The organism is Kribbella antibiotica, assembly GCF_004349055.1.
In the GTDB taxonomy this organism is placed as follows: domain Bacteria; phylum Actinomycetota; class Actinomycetes; order Propionibacteriales; family Kribbellaceae; genus Kribbella; species Kribbella antibiotica.
On sequence record NZ_SMKX01000013.1, the window covers coordinates 34,505 to 51,525 of the forward strand.

The 17,021-nt window shown below is 68.4% G+C and carries 13 protein-coding genes; 1 reads left to right on the forward strand and 12 read right to left on the reverse strand.

From position 1 onward, the window contains the following. Positions 1-5: 5 nt before the first annotated feature. The 12 genes from E1263_RS06780 to E1263_RS06830 form a co-directional block, all read right to left on the reverse strand. A complete protein-coding gene (locus tag E1263_RS06780; protein ID WP_132166307.1) occupies positions 6-1,739 on the reverse strand; it encodes an acyl-CoA dehydrogenase family protein in 1,734 nt (577 codons plus the stop codon). Beyond that, a complete protein-coding gene (locus tag E1263_RS06785; protein WP_132166308.1) occupies positions 1,654-5,247 on the reverse strand; it encodes a type I polyketide synthase in 3,594 nt (1,197 codons plus the stop codon). The genes E1263_RS06780 and E1263_RS06785 overlap by 86 nt, the downstream gene beginning before the upstream one ends. Beyond that, the gene (locus tag E1263_RS06790; protein ID WP_132166309.1) at positions 5,244-6,833 is read right to left on the reverse strand and encodes a condensation domain-containing protein; all 1,590 of its coding nucleotides are present in this window, start codon (positions 6,831-6,833) and stop codon (positions 5,244-5,246) included. Before E1263_RS06790 ends, E1263_RS06785 begins: the two co-directional genes overlap by 4 nt. After that, a complete protein-coding gene (locus tag E1263_RS06795; RefSeq protein ID WP_165956519.1) occupies positions 6,833-8,326 on the reverse strand; it encodes an amino acid adenylation domain-containing protein in 1,494 nt (497 codons plus the stop codon). The genes E1263_RS06790 and E1263_RS06795 overlap by 1 nt, the downstream gene beginning before the upstream one ends. Continuing rightward, complete coding sequence (locus tag E1263_RS06800; protein ID WP_165956520.1) at positions 8,323-9,657, reverse strand: class I adenylate-forming enzyme family protein; 1,335 nt, start codon at positions 9,655-9,657, stop codon at positions 8,323-8,325. The genes E1263_RS06795 and E1263_RS06800 overlap by 4 nt, the downstream gene beginning before the upstream one ends. Further along, on the reverse strand, positions 9,654-10,115 hold the full coding sequence (locus tag E1263_RS42600) for a beta-ketoacyl synthase N-terminal-like domain-containing protein (protein WP_165956521.1): 462 nt from the start codon (positions 10,113-10,115) through the stop codon (positions 9,654-9,656). The genes E1263_RS06800 and E1263_RS42600 overlap by 4 nt, the downstream gene beginning before the upstream one ends. Further along, on the reverse strand, positions 10,112-11,215 hold the full coding sequence (locus tag E1263_RS06805) for a beta-ketoacyl synthase N-terminal-like domain-containing protein (RefSeq protein WP_132166312.1): 1,104 nt from the start codon (positions 11,213-11,215) through the stop codon (positions 10,112-10,114). The genes E1263_RS42600 and E1263_RS06805 overlap by 4 nt, the downstream gene beginning before the upstream one ends. Beyond that, entirely contained in the window at positions 11,212-11,700 is a 489-nt protein-coding gene (locus E1263_RS06810) for a 3-hydroxyacyl-ACP dehydratase FabZ family protein (protein WP_202868755.1), read from the reverse strand. Before E1263_RS06810 ends, E1263_RS06805 begins: the two co-directional genes overlap by 4 nt. Further along, entirely contained in the window at positions 11,687-12,112 is a 426-nt protein-coding gene (locus tag E1263_RS06815) for an acyl-CoA thioesterase (protein ID WP_132166313.1), read from the reverse strand. Before E1263_RS06815 ends, E1263_RS06810 begins: the two co-directional genes overlap by 14 nt. Beyond that, positions 12,109-13,440 (reverse strand): aminotransferase class III-fold pyridoxal phosphate-dependent enzyme, encoded by a 1,332-nt coding sequence (locus E1263_RS06820; RefSeq protein ID WP_132166314.1) that lies wholly within the window; start codon positions 13,438-13,440, stop codon positions 12,109-12,111. Before E1263_RS06820 ends, E1263_RS06815 begins: the two co-directional genes overlap by 4 nt. A gap of 34 nt (positions 13,441-13,474) precedes the next feature. Then, the gene (locus E1263_RS06825) at positions 13,475-13,774 is read right to left on the reverse strand and encodes an acyl carrier protein (RefSeq protein ID WP_132166315.1); all 300 of its coding nucleotides are present in this window, start codon (positions 13,772-13,774) and stop codon (positions 13,475-13,477) included. Positions 13,775-13,921: 147 nt separating this feature from the next. Beyond that, positions 13,922-15,658 (reverse strand): AMP-binding protein, encoded by a 1,737-nt coding sequence (locus E1263_RS06830; protein WP_132166316.1) that lies wholly within the window; start codon positions 15,656-15,658, stop codon positions 13,922-13,924. 92 nt (positions 15,659-15,750) lie between these two features. Between E1263_RS06830 and E1263_RS06835 the strand changes: the two genes are divergently transcribed. Beyond that, positions 15,751-16,977 carry a beta-ketoacyl synthase N-terminal-like domain-containing protein gene (locus E1263_RS06835; RefSeq protein WP_132166317.1) on the forward strand — a complete coding sequence of 409 codons (1,227 nt, stop codon included), beginning with the start codon at positions 15,751-15,753 and terminating at the stop codon, positions 16,975-16,977. Positions 16,978-17,021: the final 44 nt, after the last annotated feature.

Below are 17,021 nucleotides of genomic sequence, written 5' to 3' on the forward strand. Positions count from 1 at the left end.
TCTCCTCACGCTCGCTCATGGACCAGGTACTGCACCAACTCCGCCACCGTCGGGCGCTCCAGAACCACCCGCACCGGCACCCGGACCCCCAACCGTTCCCGCAAGGCCGCGGCCAACCGCACCGCCACCATGGAATGCCCACCCAGCGAGAAAAAGTCCCCCTCCACCTGCCCGAAGGCCTCCGCCCACAGTTGGGCGACGATCCGCTCCACCAGCAGCTCCCGGCCAAGCTCCGTCGTCGGATTGGTGGCGTCGTCCAGCTCAGCCGTCAGCGTCGTCCACAGCTGCTCAATGCGATGCCTGGACTGCTGCTGCGCCGCTTCGGCCACCAAGGTGCCCTGCCGAGCCGTCAGCAACGTCAGCGTCAACAGCTCACCGCCCAACCGCCCCAGTACGGCGGACTGCCGCTGCGTCGGCGTGGGGTGTGCGTGACACGTCACAGCAAACCGATGGACCTGGACAGCGAGGTACGAGTCGCCAACCGGTTCAGCAGGCACGGCTGTGGGCTGGTTGGACTGCTGCGACCAGCGGTCCATCATCGTGTCCACACCACCGGCGATGCGGAGGGCCCGTGCGTCGCGGAGGTAGCGCTCGGCCGGGTGCGCCGGAACGCCCCGGGCTGCCTTGCTGCGCGAGGTCTCGTAGCCTTCCCCGCCAAGGACGGACACCGCGCGGTCGATGGCGCGCCAGGCAGCCAGCGAGGTGATGTTCTTGGCCGCGGCGAGGTCGTGCTCGGTGTTGGTGCCGAGGACGCACCACAACTGGACGGTTTCGATCGTGTACACCTCGGCCGCGATCTCTCCCGCCGTCCGCTGGATCTCCTCGTACGATCCGAGGCCTCGCCCGTCGATCGTGCGCCGCCCGGCGAACTCCTGCACCCACTCCAGGGCCAGCCGCGCGATCGCCAGCGCCGGCGGCCCGATCACCAGGTGCCGGCCCAAGGCGGCACGCAGTCCCAAATCACTGTGTACGCCGGGCTCGGGCCGCATCCGCCAGTCGTCCGACTCCGGCATCAGCTGGTCGGCGGGCACCCACACATCGGTCAGCCGCAGCATGCCGAACGGCGCACCGCGCAGTCCCATGAACTCGTGCCGCGCCACCACCTCGAACCCCGGACTGCTGGTGTCCACGAAGAACAGCCGCACCGAGCCGTCGGCCAGCGTCGCGGACACATCCAGGAAGTCGGCCACTGCGCCGTTGCCGATGAACAGCTTCTCCCCCGTCAGCAGATAGCCACCATCAGCCGGTACTGCGCGCGTCTGCCGGCTCTGGTTCGCGGCCCCAGCCGGCTCCGCGTCGGCGGCGGCCGAAATGATGCCCGCAGCAACCTTCGCCGCGATGACTGTCCGCAGCGGCCCGTCCGCCAGCGCTGGAAGGTAGACCGACGAGCCGAACCCGTTCTGGATCGACAGCACGAACGCCACCGCCACGGATCGCAGCGCCGCTGCCTCCACCACCCGGCAGGCGCCGTACCAGGACACCCCCAGCCCGCCGAGCTCAGGATCAACCATCAGCCGGAGCAATCCGGCGCCCTGCAGCTTCTCCAGCAACCCGTCAGGCAGCCGCCCACTCGACTCAACCTCTTCGGCGTCGAGGTGGTCGTCCAGCAGTGCCGTCAGCACGGCCACCGCGTCGGCGCCGGAGGCATCCGGCTCAGGGAACGGTGTCAGCAGCTCCCACCTGATCCGTCCCGCGTACAGCTCCTGCAACACGTTCGGCGAGGTTTCGGAGGAATTCATGCGTCCGCTCCCGGAAGTAGAAGTGATCGCCTGCGAAGACTTGCGTTTCCATCGGCCTGCTCGTGTACGCGCGCCACTCGTCGAGGTACGGCGTCACGTCGTCGTCCGTGCTGCCACCGAACACCGTGACCGGGCAGTCCAGTGGTGCCGCGTCCTGGGACCGGTAGTTCGCGACCAGCGTCAGGTCGGCCCGCAGTACCGGCAGCATCAGGTCGAGCATCTCCGGGTTGGCGGTGAGCTCACCCGGCAGCCGGCCGTACCGTTCTTCGATCGCCTCGATCAGGTCGGCGTTCTCCAGTTCGTGGAAACCGTCGCTGAGCCGATCCACCTGCGGTGCCCGCGCCGCCGAGACGTACAGCGCCGCCGGACCGGGCCGCGCGGCATCCCGCAACGCCCGTGCGACCTCGTACGCCACCAGTGCACCGAGGCTGTGCCCGAAGAACACAAACGGCTGCTCCAGCTCTACCTCAGCCAGGAAGTCCACAACCAACGCATCCATCGACGTGTACGGCGTCTCGCCCATCCGGCTGCCTCGTCCGGGCAACTGCACCGCCCACAGCTCGGTGTCCTGCAACCGGTCTGCCCAGCCGAGGTACTCCCCCGGCGAACCACCACTGTGTGGGAAGCAGTACATCCGCACCGGCGCCTCGGGCCGCGTCCGCCGTCGCAACAGCCACTGTTTGGCAGCCACCACCGGTACGGCGACTTCGGCCGCCAACTGGCCGACTGTTGGAGCCAGAAAGAACGACCGCGGCGTCAACTCGCTGCTGACTTGTCCACGCACCGCAGCAAGAATCCGGGACGCGATCAGTGAGTCGCCGCCCAGCTCGAAGAAGTTGTCGTTGACGCTGACCGCAGGCAGCCCCAGCGCTTCGGCAAACGCTGTTGCCAGTACCCGTTCCGTTGCAGTCATCGGCACCGCATCCGGTGTGGCTGGTTCGGCGGGAGGCTGTTCGCTCTCCTCGTCGAGGCGGAACCGCGTGCGCTGGAACGGATAGCTCGGCAGCTCGACCTTCCGGCGTTCACGACCCTCATGTAGTGCAGCCCAGTCGAGGTCCACGCCAGAGACCCACAGCCGCCCCGCACCGCGAAGCATGCTGACGTTGCCGCCGTCACGATCCGGTACGCCGCCTGCCGCGAGACTCTGGGCAATCGGACGCTGCGGGTCGCAGTCGGGGTGCCGTCGCGCCAGTGTGCTGAGCGTCTGACCGGGGCCGACCTCCAGCAGCGCATGGTTGCCATTGGCAAGCACTGTCGACAAAGCGTCCGCAAAGCGCACGGTCTGGCGTAGATGCGCAGTCCACGACGTCACGTCCTGGACGTCTGCGACTGTGGTGACCAGTCCGGTGCGGTCCGACACCCAGGGGATGGCCGGTGGTCGTCGCGGCACACTCTCCACCACAGCGGCGTACTCCGGCAGCACTGCGTCGACGAATGTCGAGTGAGCGGCCGCGGAGATTCGTAGGGGCCGAACGTCCACGTCCTGGGCTTCCAGCACCTTCTGAAGCTGCTGCACTTCATCAGCCGGCCCACTGACCACGCACTGATCCGGACTGTTCACTGCCGCCAGCACGACGTCCCCAACGAGCAGCGGTTCGAGCTCTGTCGGTGTGAGCGGTACGGCGAGCATCGCGCCCGCCGGTAGTCCGTCCAACAAGCGCCCTCGCGCCAGAACCAACCGCATCGCATCCGCTGGTGCCAGTACGCCGGCGGCCGTGGCCGCAGCATAGGCGCCAAGGCTGTGTCCGAGGACTGCCTCGGGAGTCACCCCGCGCGACCGCCATAGCTCAGTCAACGCATGCTGCACCGCAAACAACACCGGCTGGCACACCTGCATCGTGTCCAACTGCCGTTGGGCCCAGTCCGCGTCGTCGGGGTAGAGCACCTTCCGCAGGTCGAACCCGGCCCAGTCACAAGCGCCGTCGATCGCCGAACGGAACGCTGGCTCGTCCCGGTACAGGTCGGACCCCATCCCCAGGTACTGCCCACCCTGCCCGGGGAAGAGGAACGCGACTGTCCGCCCCTCCATGGCTCGACCGCTCACCACATCCGCCTCGCCCTGCCCGGACGCAACGATCGCAGTGCGTTCCACGAACGCCTGCCTGCCGGTCTGCAAGGTCCACGCGACATCGGCAAGGGAACCGCAGTGCTCGCGCAGTCGGTCGGTGGCCGTGGCCAGCGCGGCAGCGTTCCGCGCTGACACCGGTAGCAGTTGCGGCCGGCTGTCGCCGGCTGACGCAGCGCGCCGGGGCGCCTCTTCGACGATCACGTGTGCGTTCGTCCCACCGAGACCCAGCGAGTTCACTGCGGCTCGGCGTGGAGTATCGCGAGCTGGCCAGGGCAATGGCTCGGCACTGATAGTGAAAGGGCTCTCAGCGAGTATCAGGTCGGGATGTGGCTCCCGGAAGTTGTGTGTGCCTGGAATGACGCCGTTCTGGAGCGCAAGGACCGCAGTGATCAGGCCCGTCACACCGGCGGCCGCATCGGTGTGACCGACGGACGCCTTCACCGAGCTCAGCCTGCAGAAGCCCTTGTCGGCTGTCCCCAGCGCAAACGCCTTGGCCAGCGCACGCACCTCGATCGGGTCGCCGGCTTCGGTGCCGGTGCCGTGCGCCTCGACGTACTCGATGGTGCGGGGATCCACCCCCGCTACGAGGTGCGCCGTACGGATCGCGTCGATCTGTCCGGCGACACCGGGAGCGAAGAAGCCGACCTTGCGGGAGCCGTCGTTGGTGACCGCCGATCCGCGGATCACCGCCAACACCCGGTCCCCGTCGGCCAGTGCGTCGTCCAGTCGGCGCAGGACCACGATGCCGGCCGCATCACCCGCCACGGTGCCGTTCGCGGCGGCATCGAAGGACCGGCACCGTGCGTCCAGCGACAGCACATCCTCGTCGCCCTCGGCAGCGTCTGGGGCCGGCATGTGGATCGTCACGCCACCCGCCAGGGCCATATCGCAATCGCCCGACAGCAATGCCTGGCCGGCCAGATGCACTGCGACCAGCGAGGTGGAGCATGCGGTCTGGATCGACACTGCCGGCCCACGCAGGCCGAGCTTGTAGGCAACCCGACCGGTCAGAAAGTCCGACCCGTAGCCGTTGCGCAGCTCCCAGGTCGAGCTACCGGGGAACCGGCCTCGGTGGGCCTGTAGCGCAGCCGGGTGATCAGTCAGCCCGCACCCGCCGTACACACCGATCGAGCCGTCGAACCGCGACGGGTCGTAGCCCGCGTTCTCGAGCGCTGTCCACGCACACTCGAGGAACACCCGGTGCTGCGGGTCGAGGATCGTCGCCTCGCGCGGAGAGAACCCGAAGAACCCCGCATCGAACCGGTCCGCATCCGGTACGACGCCATAGCCGTGCACCCGTCCGTCCGCAGCGGCGGGTGCGCGGGTGATCTGGTCGCTTCCGGACAGCAGGTTCGCCCACAGCTCCTGGATGTCGTGAGCCCCAGGAAAGCGGCCGGCCATCCCGACAATCGCCAGCGCTGCATCGAGATCGTCGGTCATGTCGCATCCGGACGAGCAGTACGCCGACGCTGCCGCAGCCGGTCGCGTCCAGCCAGCAATCGCTCGGTCGATGGCTCCGCAGTGCTCTCGCCGCCGCCCAGGAACCGAGCCAGCGTCGCAACGGTCGGGTACTCGAGCAGAGCCACCAGAGGCGGCGTGGTGCCGGTGATCTCGCGCAGCCGGGACTGCGTCGCCAGTAACGTGAACGACGTACCGCCGAGGTCGAAGAAGTTGTCGTGCAGACCCACCTCGGTCCGCTCGAGGACCTCCTGCCAGATCCGGATCACCTGCTGCTCCAGCTCCGGCTGCCCACTCGCCATTGCCGGGGCAGGCTGCGCAGCAACCGCTACGGGCTCTCGCTGAGTCACCAGCACCGGAAGTGGCTGTTCCGGGTCAGCTGCGCCGGCCACCAGCAACTGCTGCAACTGGTCGGCCAGTGCGGCGATCGTGCTCTCGGCGAAGAGGTCGGTCCGATAGGTGAAAGTCAGCCGGAAGTCGTCGCTGCCCGGCTGAGCGCGGAAGATCGTCAGGTCGAGATCGACCTTCGCGTCTTCCGGCGGACACTCGATCGCTGTCGCCGTCAGCCCTTCCAGCCGCGGAGTCACGATCGGCGCCGCCTCGAACGAGAAGTACGCCTGTACCAGCGGCGCATGCCCGGGATCGCGTTCTGGCGCCAGCTCCGCGACGATCCGGTCGAACGGCACGTCGGCGTGCTCCAGAAGATCCAGCAGACTCCCCTGAACCCGCTGGCACAGCTCACCGAAGGCGGGCTCCCCCGACGTGTCGCCCAGCACCGGAAGCGCATTCACGAAGAACCCGATCGCCGACTCCAGCTCAGCGCGGTCCCGCCTGCTGACCGGCACCCCAACCAGCACCTGCTCTTGGCCAGACAGCTGCGACAGCAGTGCGGTGTACGCCGACAGCACCACCACCAGCGGAGTGACGCGAAGCTCTCGTGCTCGCTGCAGCACCGGTGTCATCACCGCAGCAGGCATGACGTGGACATGGTTCGCACCCTGCGATGTGGCTACCCGCGGCCGCGGGTAGTCGGTCGGCAACCGCAGCACCGTGGGCACACCGGCCAGCTGCGACGCCCACCACTTCGCATCCTCGTCGGCCTCGGTGCGCTCGACGGCAGGGAGTGGACTGGCAGGCAATCCCGCGTACCCATCGCCGAGCTCGTCGAAGAACACCTGCAGCGACGGACCGTCCGTAATGAGCTGATGCATCACCACGGCCAGGATGTGCGAGGTCGGTGTCAGTTCGATGAGCCGGGTCCGCAGGAGCGGCCCGTTGACCAGATCGAACGGCTCACCGGCCCAGCGTCGTACCAGCTCCAGTGCGGCAGTCTCGTCGGCCTGCGTGATCGGCAGCTCGACCGCTGCGGTGCCGACACGTTCTTCCGCCCCGGGGAACGTGGTGCGCAGCGCTTCATGCCGGCTGACGATCCGATCGATCGCTGCCTTCAGCCGTACCACATCCAGCGGTCCCTCGAAGCGGGCCGCGACCGGCACGTTGTTCATCCCGGTGCAGGGGTACAGCTGCTCGACGACGTACAAGGCGCGCTGGAATGGCGAGAGAGACATCAGACGCTCCTCAGGGCGAGCCGGTCGATCTTGCCGCTGGCGGTCCGGGGCAAGGACGCCACGACCTCGATCCCGGTCGGCACCATGTAGGCAGGCAGCCGTTCGCGCAGCGTTGCCAGCAGGGCAGCTGGCAGGTCGTCATCGGCGAGCGCCTTCGGCACGACGTACGCCCGCAGGTACCGTTCCTCAGCCGTCGCCCCAGCCACCGACACCACCGCCTGGGCAACCGCCGGGTCCGAGTTCAGCACGGTCTCGATCTCCCCCAACTCGATCCGGAACCCACGCACCTTCACCTGGGTGTCCTGACGGCCGAGGAACTCCAGCAGCCCGTCCGACCGCACCCGCCCCAGATCACCGGTCCGGTACGCCGGTTCCCCCGGGTGCTGCGGATCCGGAACGTAGCTCTGGGCCGTCCGCTCGGGTAGCCCGAGATAACCCGGCCCCACCGCCGCCCCGGCAACCCACAGCTCGCCGATCTCACCATCCGGCACCGGACGGCCGTCGTCGTCGCACACCAGCACGCGGGTGTCCCGGATCGGCGCACCGATCGACGGCAGGTCGTCCCAGCTCGAAACATCGGCCGGCAGCTCGTACGACGTCGACACGTGGGACTCCGTAGTCCCCCACTGGTTCACGAGCCGGCAGTCAGGCAGCCGGGTGAACAGCGCACGGATCCGGTCGCTGGCCTGGACCTGCTCACCAGCGGTGAGGATCTCCCGCAACGGATGCGTTGCCGGGCTCACGTCCTCGACGAACAGGGCCAGCGACTGGATCATCACGAACGGCACGAAGATCCGGTTGACCCGCTCGCTCTCGATCAGGTCCCACAGCTCCTGGGGGTCGAGTCGTTCGTCCTCGGTGCAGCAGACGACCGTCCCGCCCTCGCCCAGCGTCGTCAGGACTTCCTGGTAGATGATGTCGAACGACGACGGCGCGAACTGCAGCGTGCGATCGCCCGCTCCGCAGCTGGACGTGTCGCTCTGCCAGGCGATCAGGTTGGCCAGGTTGTGATGGGCGTACCGAACGCCCTTCGGCCGACCCGTCGAGCCCGATGTGTACACGACGTACGCGAGCTCAGCCTCGGTCTCCTGGGCAGGCACCGACTCATCCACTGCCCACACCATCAAGCCGTCGCGCGCAACGGCGCTGAAACCGCCCAGCCGGGCGAGGGGTGCCTCGTGCCCGATCGCCACGCGCACCCCGGCATCCGCGCACATGAACCGCAACCGCTCGACCGGGTAACCAACGTCCAGCGGTACTGCGGCGCACTCGGCGCGAAGCAGTCCAACCACGGCGACAACCAGGTCGATCGACCGCTCCAAGTGGACTCCGGCGGTCGTAGCGCCGAGCGAACGCGCATGGTCGGCGACGCGGCCGGCCCGCTCCCACAGCTCGCGGTAGCTGATGGTCTCGCCCTGGAACGTCACCGCGACCGCATCCGGCCTCTGGGAGACCTGGTTGGCTACGGCCTCCAGCTCAGCAACAACGGTCACTTGTGCCACCCCTCTTCGGTAGTAGCCCGCACAGTGATGCGGTGTGGGCGTTCGCTGCGCAGCAACACCTGGTTGAGTGCACGCTGGATCGCTGCGGCCTGTTGCGGTCCTGGGTCGTCCATCGAGACCTCCAGGTCGTAGCGGAGTTCGTCACGGTCATCGCGGTACACCGTGGTCCGGCAGTGCCGAACACCTGGCACCTGTGTCGCTATGCGGCGGACGGACGGCAACCAGACCTTCTCGCCTCCGACCACCACCGAGTCGCTCAACCGGCCGCGGAAGAAGTGGTAGCCATCGGCATCGATCTCGAACCGGTCCCCAGTCGCGACCGCCCCCGTAGCGGTCAATGGACTCGGCAGGCCGTCCGGCAGACGGCGGCGCAGGACTGTGCTGGACGTTACTAGCAGCTCGCCTTCTCTCAGCGCAGTCCACACACCAGGTAGCGGCAGACCGACCGACGACCAGCGGTGCTCCGGCTCAGCATGCACAGCCAGCGTGCTGACCCGCGGTCCGGCTTCCGTGAGCCCATAGGTCAGGTACAGCTCACGATTGCCACCCAGCAACGGCCTGATGCACTGCGGATCGAGCGCATCGCCCCCGACTGTCAGAACCCGCAGCGTCGCCGGGATGTCGAGCAGTCGAGTCGCCGCACTCGGCGTGAGCGAAGAGACCGTGACATCGTGCTCGGCCACCTCCGCCGCGTAGGCCTGGGGTGTGAACGGCGGACCGGAGATGACCAACCGCGACCCACGCACCAAAGCAGCCAAAGCCTGCGCCACCAACGCATAGGAGTAGTGCAACGGCAGACACAGCAGCACTGTGTCCGTCGACCGCTGGCCAATCGCATCTGCGTGCCAGGTCGCATTGCGCAGCAACGCCTCAAAGCTATGCAGACACCCGCTACCAATCCCCGCAGTGCCAGACGTCATCAGTACGACGTCGCCCGGACTGTGCCGCTGCTGCGGCCCAGCACTGTGTGGACTAATAAAGCGCACTGCTTCGGCACCTGGCAGCGAAACAACCTGTACGGCGCCATACCGCGCCGGGTCAATCCGCGTAGCGATCAGAGCCGCCGCACCAAGGCGCTCCGCGATACTGGCGATCCGGGTCGATGCAGAGGCCGGAGCGATGGGCACCGGCACAGCACCGGACAGCAGCACCGCAAAGAATGTGGACAGCATCGCCTTGCCGTTGGGCAGTGCGATCAGTACCGGCGCACCGGGGTCCAGGTCGAGCGCTGCAACCGCTGCGAACACCTCGGCAGGCTCAACAACCGGAGCAGAGCCGTCGACATCCACCGTTCGCGAGAGAAGCGCGAGAAACCCGTTCACTCGTCGGCTCCCAGCACCACAGTGTGCACTGCATGGCCGCTGTCGACGGTGTGCACGCTGAGCACCACACAGCTCGCAGCACCGGAGCTCAACCAGGACTGTGCGACGGTGAGAGCCACTGGCCGACTGCGTGCCGGATCGCTGGTCAGCAACAGACTCGGCCCACGGAACCCGTGCACCAGGCACGCAAGGCTCGCAGCGCCACCAGGGCTAGCTCCTGCGAAGCGCAACGGCGACACCCGGCCGGACGCCGCCGTACCGGACAACTCCGTCATGGTCGCCAGCGTTGCGTACGTGCTGATCACCAGCACGCCGACATCGTCCGGCAGCGGGTGACTGATCGCTTGCTCGATGGACTCCAGCACCAGCCAGGCGACGGGGTCGACGTACATGGACGGAATCCGCCGCGCGCTGTCCGGAACTGCCTGCTCCACTTGGCCTTCGCCGAGGAGAATCATGGCCTCTCCAGGACCAGGCAGGTGTTGAAACCACCGAACCCCAGCGTGACGCTGAGCCCGACAGACCCGCTGAAGGCCATCGGCTCGCCGACCGGCAACCGCAACGGGAAGTCCGGCAATGGATCGGTCAGTCCGACGACTGCGGGCGCTCGCTGGTCCCGCAGCGCCAGCAAGACCGCAACGGCCTCCAGCGCCCCCGTCGCGCCCAGCGTGTGTCCAAACGCGCCCTTGGTCGCAAAAACGACCGGCCCCGATGAAAACAGCCGCCGGAAGCTCTGAGCTTCGACGTCATCGTTGACCGGTGTACCGGAGCCATGCGCGTTCAGCACAGCGACCTCACTGGCGTCACGACCAGCCATCCGCAGCGCTGTCTCAATCGCCCGCACCACGGTGTCGCCGGACGGATCCGGTGCAGTCGCCCCATGCGCGTCATTGGCTGACCCTGCACCGGTCACTGCGCCATAGACCCGCGCCGACCGTGCAGAGGCCGACGCCGTCGATTCCAGCACCAGAAACGCCGCACCTTCGCCCAGCAGCATGCCGTCGCGCGCCGAGTCGAAGGCGCGCAGCGTGGTCGGCGACATAGTCCCCAGTGCGCTGTGGCCAAGCCGCTTGGCCGGAGTGAGGATGTCGACCCCACCGACAACGCAGATGTCCGTCGTACCGTCCGCAACAAGCGCCGCACCAACCTGGACGGCGTCGGAGCCGGCCGAGCACGCCGTACTCAGGGTCACGGTCGGCACGCCTGACGCAGCGGCCAGGTCTTCACCCCACTGAGCCAGTGACTCGGCAGGCGCATCCAGATCGGGACCGTAGCTCGTTCCAGCCACCAGTTGCAGCCGAGGATCGTCCAGCTTCAGACCAGCGTCCGCAATTGCAGCCCGCAACGTGCGGAGCCCCAAGGCCTGCTGCCGCGCCCGGTGATCGCCATCCAGCGGGAGGTCATCCACCACAGCTGCTGACGAGTTGCGGAGCTTGTGGGAGCTCGGCACCGGCCGGATCCCCGAAGCACCGGCCAGCAGCGCCGCCCAGACCGTGTCCAGATCGGCACCCAGCGCGGTATCCCACGCCATACCGGTGACCAGGACCCGATCGGTCACCACCACTGCTGACCCATGTCTGCGACATCCCGCCGCACCAGGTTCGCCCGGAACGCCGCCACCGTCGTGCCCTCGACCGTGGCCCGGCCCGAGAAGAAGAACGTGTCGCCCATCAGCCGGTCGGCGGTCACGCTGATCACCACGTGGTCGCCCGGGACGATGATCTTCAGGAACCGCGAGTTCATCGCACCGACCAGCGTGAGCTCGTCATCGCGCAGCTTCGACGTACTGAGCTGGAAGAGGACGATGCCGGCCTGGGCGAACGCCTGGCTGAGGTGACTGGCCGGGAAGATCGCGCGCTCGGGGAAGTGACCGGCGATCGCGTCCATCTGCGCCGATACCGCCAGCCCCGCGACGATCTTCACACCCGGCTCGTAGTCGAGAACGCGGTCCAGGAAGAGCATCGGGTGGCGGTGGCGCAGCCAGCTCTTGATCTCGGTGAACCCCATGGTGCGCTGGGCGGTGGCTGTCTCAGTTGGCTGCATCGGCTCCGGCCTTTGTGAGGATGTCGTGCAGGGCGGGGGTCAGCGTGCGAGGTGAGCCGTCGGCGCGGTCGACAAGACCCAGTACGACGATTCCCGTCGCCAGCTCGGCGGTATCGGCGCGGCGCCGGACAGTGCCGGTGATCCGGACCCGAGCCGCACCGACGTGGTCGACGGCCGCCTCCAGGCTGAGCTCGTCGGGATAGCGTGCCGAGGCCAGGTAGCGCAGCCGGAGCTCGCTGACCACGAGCTCGGCGCCCTCGGCGGCCAAGGTGGCGAGACCGGCACCGAGCCGCTCGAGGTTGTCGAGCAGCGCAGTCTCGATCAGTGACGCATAGCGGGCGAAATGCACCACTCCGGACGCGTCGGTATCAACGTGCTCCACCTTGTGGAGCACGGGAACGAACCCGGTCATCCGAACGACGCCGCGCCCGCGACCAACCGGTCGACGATCGTCTCCAGATCGGAGCCGGTCGCGATCAGTGGTGGCGCGACCCGCATCGTCGGGTAGAGGTAGCGCAGCCCGTTGGACCGGCGACCGGCACCCGACATCAGTTCGACGTACACGCCGGCGCGGATCATGTGCGCACGCAGCTCACCAGCACGACCCGCCGCCGCTTCGGACAGCTCGACGCCCTGCAGGTAACCGATTCCGCGCGCCTCGGTGAAAGTCTCGGGGAACTCCGCCACCAGCCGCTTGTCGAGCAGCCGGCCCAGCTCGGATCCGTTCGCTGCCGACTGCCCGAGCAGGTCCTCGGCCACGATGTGGTCGAGCCCGGCCCGGATCACCGCGCAGGTCAGTGGCCGCAGGTCGGAGGTAGCGACGGCGCCGGTGGCACGGATACCCAGCCGGCGGCGCGCGATCACCATCGAAGTCGACAGCGCGCCCATGCCGAGGCTCTTGCCGATCACCGTGATGTCAGTGGCGACCGCCCCCTGCTCATCCGTCATCGCGAACAGCTGTCCGGTCTTCGCAAAGGTCAGTACCTCGTCCGCGATCAGCAGCGCGCCGCTGTCCCTCGCCAGGCCGGCCAGCTCGCGCAGATAGCCCGCCGGTGGCACGAGGATGCCGGCGTCGCCCTGGACGGGCTCGACGACGACAGCCAGGACCCGGTCACCGTTGCGGGCGAACCACTCCCGCGCTGCTTCGGCGTGACCGAACGGAATGTGCTCGACAGTGAGACCGAAGGGCTCAGAAGCGTAAGCAGGTAGGCCGATTCGGTAGTGGCGCCGGTTCAGCAGCGGCACCAGTCCACCGGACCAACCGTGCCAGGCGCCTTCGAAGGCGAGGACGAGGTCGCGCTTCCCGGCGCCCTCGACCGGGCGCAGCCGCCGGCCGTCGAACCGCGACTCCAAGGCCATGCGCAGGGCGAGCTCCACCCCTTCCGTCCCCGAGTTGCGGCCGCTGACGGCGTACTCCTCCGGCGGGAAACGGTCGGCGAACAGACCGTCGGTGCCGAAGAGTCGCCACAGGGTCTCGGAGCGCTCGGACGACGCGAGCTCGTCGGTCACATAGCCCGCTGTCCGCACTCCGTCGAAAAGCGCCTGCGCGACAACGGGCGATCCCGCGCCGAGACACGCGGATCCGTAACCACCGCTGGCATCCAGTACGTCGAACGCGCGGCCGGTGTCGATCTCCACGAACTGCTGGACCAGCCCACTGGCGCCCGTGCACCCGAACGGCAGCCGGGAGCCGCCGTAGTGGTCGAACTGCGTGTCCCGGTCGAACCAGGTCACCGTCATCTGCGTTCCTCCCCAGAAGGTGGCGTGCCGCCGGTCATGTGGTGGCTTGTGAACGCGCCTGCAGATCGCGGACCAGCTCCGCAACGCTCCGGATGCTGGTGAAGTTCGCGGGGGTGAAGTCGGCGTCCGAGATCGTGACACCGAACGTGTTCTCGGCCTGGACGCGCAGCTCCACGAAGCCGAGCGAGTCCAGTCCGAGCTCGGCGCGCAGGCGGTCGTCCGGACCGATCCGGTCGGCGGGCGTCTCGACGAACAGGTCGGTGACCAGGATGGAGCGGAGAGCGGACTCGATGGTATCGATGATGGCTCCTCGAGGTGGGAGTCGGTCCGGCATCGCTGTGCAGCGGGGGATCCGACTCGGCTGCCGAGCATTTGATCCAGCCCGGACGTCGGCCGCCGCAATCCCAGATGAACTGAACCGGTCCACTAGGCGACTAACTGCCGGGTAGCGCCAAGGAATCCTTTGTATGTAAAGGAAATCTCAGCATCCGGTCAATCGGTCCCGCCGGTTGCGCAATCTGTTCCGGGCCGGATCGCGCGCCACCAGTCCGGTTTCCCGCTGCGGATCACGCAACCGCGCGGCGAGCTCCCGCGCCGTCACGTAGGTGAAAAGGTCGACGGTCGCGACCTCGCGTCCCAGGACGGCGCTCAACCGGTCCCGCACCCGGTTGACGGCCAGCGAGTTGCCGCCGAGGTCGAAGAAGCTCTCGTCCAGGTCGCTCACCCCGAACCCCAGCACCTCGCCCCACACCGCGACCACCAGCTCCTCGGTGGTCGCCGCGGCATCGACCGAAGGCCCGGCAGCTCCTGGTTCCGGAACCGGGAGCGCGCGGGTGTCGATCTTCCCACTCGTTGTCACCGGCAACCGATCCAGCACCACGAAGGCCGCCGGCACCATCGCCGCGGAGACGCGCTCTCCCAGAAAACGCCGGACCTCCGCGGCCATCAGCTCTCCTCCCGCCAGAACGACGTAGCCGACCAGCCTGCCGTCGGCCACCGCGACGTGGGCCTGCGCGATCTGCGGGTGCGTCACGAGGGCCGCACTGATCGCGGCCGGTTCGACGCGGTGACCGCGGATCTTCACCTGCTGGTCGTTGCGCCCGGCAAATACCAGCCCGGCCTGCTCGGCACGCACCAGATCGCCGGTACGGTAGACCCTCGGGTCCCCGGTGAAGCGACCGGCCTCGTCGAGAGGGTCCAGGTAGCGAGCGACCCCCGCGCCACCGATCGTCAACTCGCCGACCTCGCCCCACGCAACCGGCGTACCGGCGTGATCGACGACTGCCAACTCCCAGCCGTCCAACGGGTGACCGATCCGCACTGTCGTACCGACCGACATCCGCCAGGCGCAGGCGACGACGGTGGTCTCCGTGGGCCCATAGGTGTTCCACACCTCGCGGCCGGGCCGGACGAACCGCTCCGCAAGCTCAGGTGGGCAGGCCTCACCGCCGAAGATCAGCAGCCGGACGCCGCTCAGCCCGTCAGCCGGCCAGAGCCCGGCCAGCGTCGGCACCGTCGAAACCACCGTGATCCCGCGCTCCACCAGCCATGGGCACAACTCGGCCCCCGACCGCACCAGCAGCCGCGGCGCCGGCACCAGACAAGCCCCACTCCGCCAGGCCAGCCACATCTCCTCACACGATGCGTCAAAGGCAACGGAGAACCCAGCCAGCACCCGATCCCCCGGCCCCAGCGGCGCGAACAGCCGAGCCTCCGAATCGGCAAACGCCGCCGCGGACCGCTGCGACACAGCAACCCCTTTCGGGCGCCCGGTCGTCCCCGACGTGAAGATGATCCACGCGTCGTCGCGCGGCCCAGCCGCGCCAACGGAGTCGAGCAGGCGCAGTACGAGGCCGGTCTCCAGCACCCCACGGACTCCCGCCAGCTGCCACACCTCGTCCGCACGGCTCTGCGGGTCGTCGATGTCGATCGGGACGTACGCCGCGCCGGCGTGCAACACAGCAAGGATCGCCAGGTAGATATCGACCGACCCGGCAGGCATCCGGATCCCCACCCGGTCACCACGACCGATCCCGGCCGACCGGAGCTGATTGCTGAGGCTGGCGACGCGCGCCGCCACCCCGGCGTACGAAAGAACGACCGAGCCGTCGTCCAGCGCCGACGCGGCGGGATGGGCCTCGACGGTGGCTGCGAAGATGTCGAGAAGCGTCCGGGGTTCGGGCGCCGGGCCACCCCGGAGAACTGCGGAGTTGTCCATGAGCGGGCAGCTCAGCCGACAATCGTCAATCCTGTCAAGGATATCCGTCTGCTGTTCACCGAACGTCCGTCTGGCCTGGCTATGGTCGCGCGATGGACACCAGCGGGTACGTTGCGGTGATCGGGATGAGCGGGCGGTTCCCCGGAGCGTCGAGTGTCCCGGAGTTCTGGCAGAACCTGCTCGACGGGCGCGAGGGCATCACCCGGACCACGGACGAGGACTCCGGATTCCTTCCCGCGTACGGCGTCCTGGCCGATGCCGACGAGTTCGACGCGGACCGCTTCGGGTACTCCGCCGACGAAGCCGCGATCATCGATCCGCAGCAACGGCTCCTGCTCACCTGCGCGCGCGAGACCCTCGGCAACGCCGGGTACGGCGCCTCCGGCCGCCCCGTGACCGGGGTGTTCGCCGGTGGCTCCACGACCGATCACGCGGCCCGGCTCCGCACCCGAGGCGTGCCCGAGTCGCTGATCCGGCTCGGTACCGATCTCGACTACCTGAGCAGCAGAATTGCTTACAAACTAGGGCTTTCCGGCCCGGCGCTCACCGTGCTGACCGCCTGCTCGTCGTCGCTGGTCGCCGTCCACCTCGCGGTGCAGTCGCTGCTCGCCGGAGACTGCGATCTCGCCCTCGCCGGTGGCGCGAGTGTGCAGGCCGGACCGTTCCGCACGCCGTACGACCCGGAAGGCATCTTCTCGCCCACCGGCCGGTGCCGACCCTTCGATGCGACCGGCGACGGGACAGTGCCGGCGAGCGCGGTCGCTCTGGTCGCGTTGCGCCCGCTGGCCGACGCGATCGCCGACGGGGACCACGTGCACGCGGTGATTCGCGGGACGGCGATGAACAACGACGGGCGGGCCAAGATCGGCTTCACGGCGCCGAGCGTGGTCGGCCAGGCGACCGCGGCCCGGGCCGCGCAACTCGTGGCGGGTGTGACCGCAGCTGAGATCGGCTACGTCGAGACACACGGTACGGCGACTCCGATCGGCGATCCGATCGAGCTGGCCGCACTGACCAAGGCGTTCCGCGAGACCACGGATCGCACCGGGTTCTGCCGGGTCGGCTCGGTGAAGTCGAATATCGGGCACGCCGACGCGGCCGCCGGGATCACCGGCCTGATCAAGACCGTGCTGTCGGTGGAGCACGGCGTCCTCCCGGCCAGCCTGCACTTCACCGAACCGAACCCGGAGATCGACTTCGCCGCGTCGCCGTTCGTCGTGAACACCACGACGACGCCGTGGCCGGGCCACCGGATCGCCGGGGTGAACGCGACCGGCATCGGCGGCACCAACGCCCACGTGATCGTCGCGCAGGCCTAGTGGTGTGTCGCGTTTAAAACTTGAGTGCTGGCGGTGTCCAGGTG

Excerpts from the sequence above, each read along its gene's own strand:
- E1263_RS06815 (WP_132166313.1), bottom strand. The coding sequence starts at position 12,112 with ATGACCGGGTTCGTTCCCGTGCTCCACAAGGTGGAGCACGTTGATACC.
- E1263_RS06835 (WP_132166317.1), top strand. The coding sequence starts at position 15,751 with ATGGACACCAGCGGGTACGTTGCGGTGATCGGGATGAGCGGGCGGTTC.
- E1263_RS06825 (WP_132166315.1), bottom strand. The coding sequence starts at position 13,774 with ATGCCGGACCGACTCCCACCTCGAGGAGCCATCATCGATACCATCGAG.
- E1263_RS42600 (WP_165956521.1), bottom strand. The coding sequence starts at position 10,115 with ATGATTCTCCTCGGCGAAGGCCAAGTGGAGCAGGCAGTTCCGGACAGC.
- E1263_RS06820 (WP_132166314.1), bottom strand. The coding sequence starts at position 13,440 with ATGACGGTGACCTGGTTCGACCGGGACACGCAGTTCGACCACTACGGC.
- E1263_RS06810 (WP_202868755.1), bottom strand. The coding sequence starts at position 11,700 with ATGCAGCCAACTGAGACAGCCACCGCCCAGCGCACCATGGGGTTCACC.
- E1263_RS06790 (WP_132166309.1), bottom strand. The coding sequence starts at position 6,833 with ATGTCTCTCTCGCCATTCCAGCGCGCCTTGTACGTCGTCGAGCAGCTG.
- E1263_RS06785 (WP_132166308.1), bottom strand. The coding sequence starts at position 5,247 with ATGACCGACGATCTCGATGCAGCGCTGGCGATTGTCGGGATGGCCGGC.
- E1263_RS06780 (WP_132166307.1), bottom strand. The coding sequence starts at position 1,739 with ATGAATTCCTCCGAAACCTCGCCGAACGTGTTGCAGGAGCTGTACGCG.
- E1263_RS06830 (WP_132166316.1), bottom strand. The coding sequence starts at position 15,658 with ATGGACAACTCCGCAGTTCTCCGGGGTGGCCCGGCGCCCGAACCCCGG.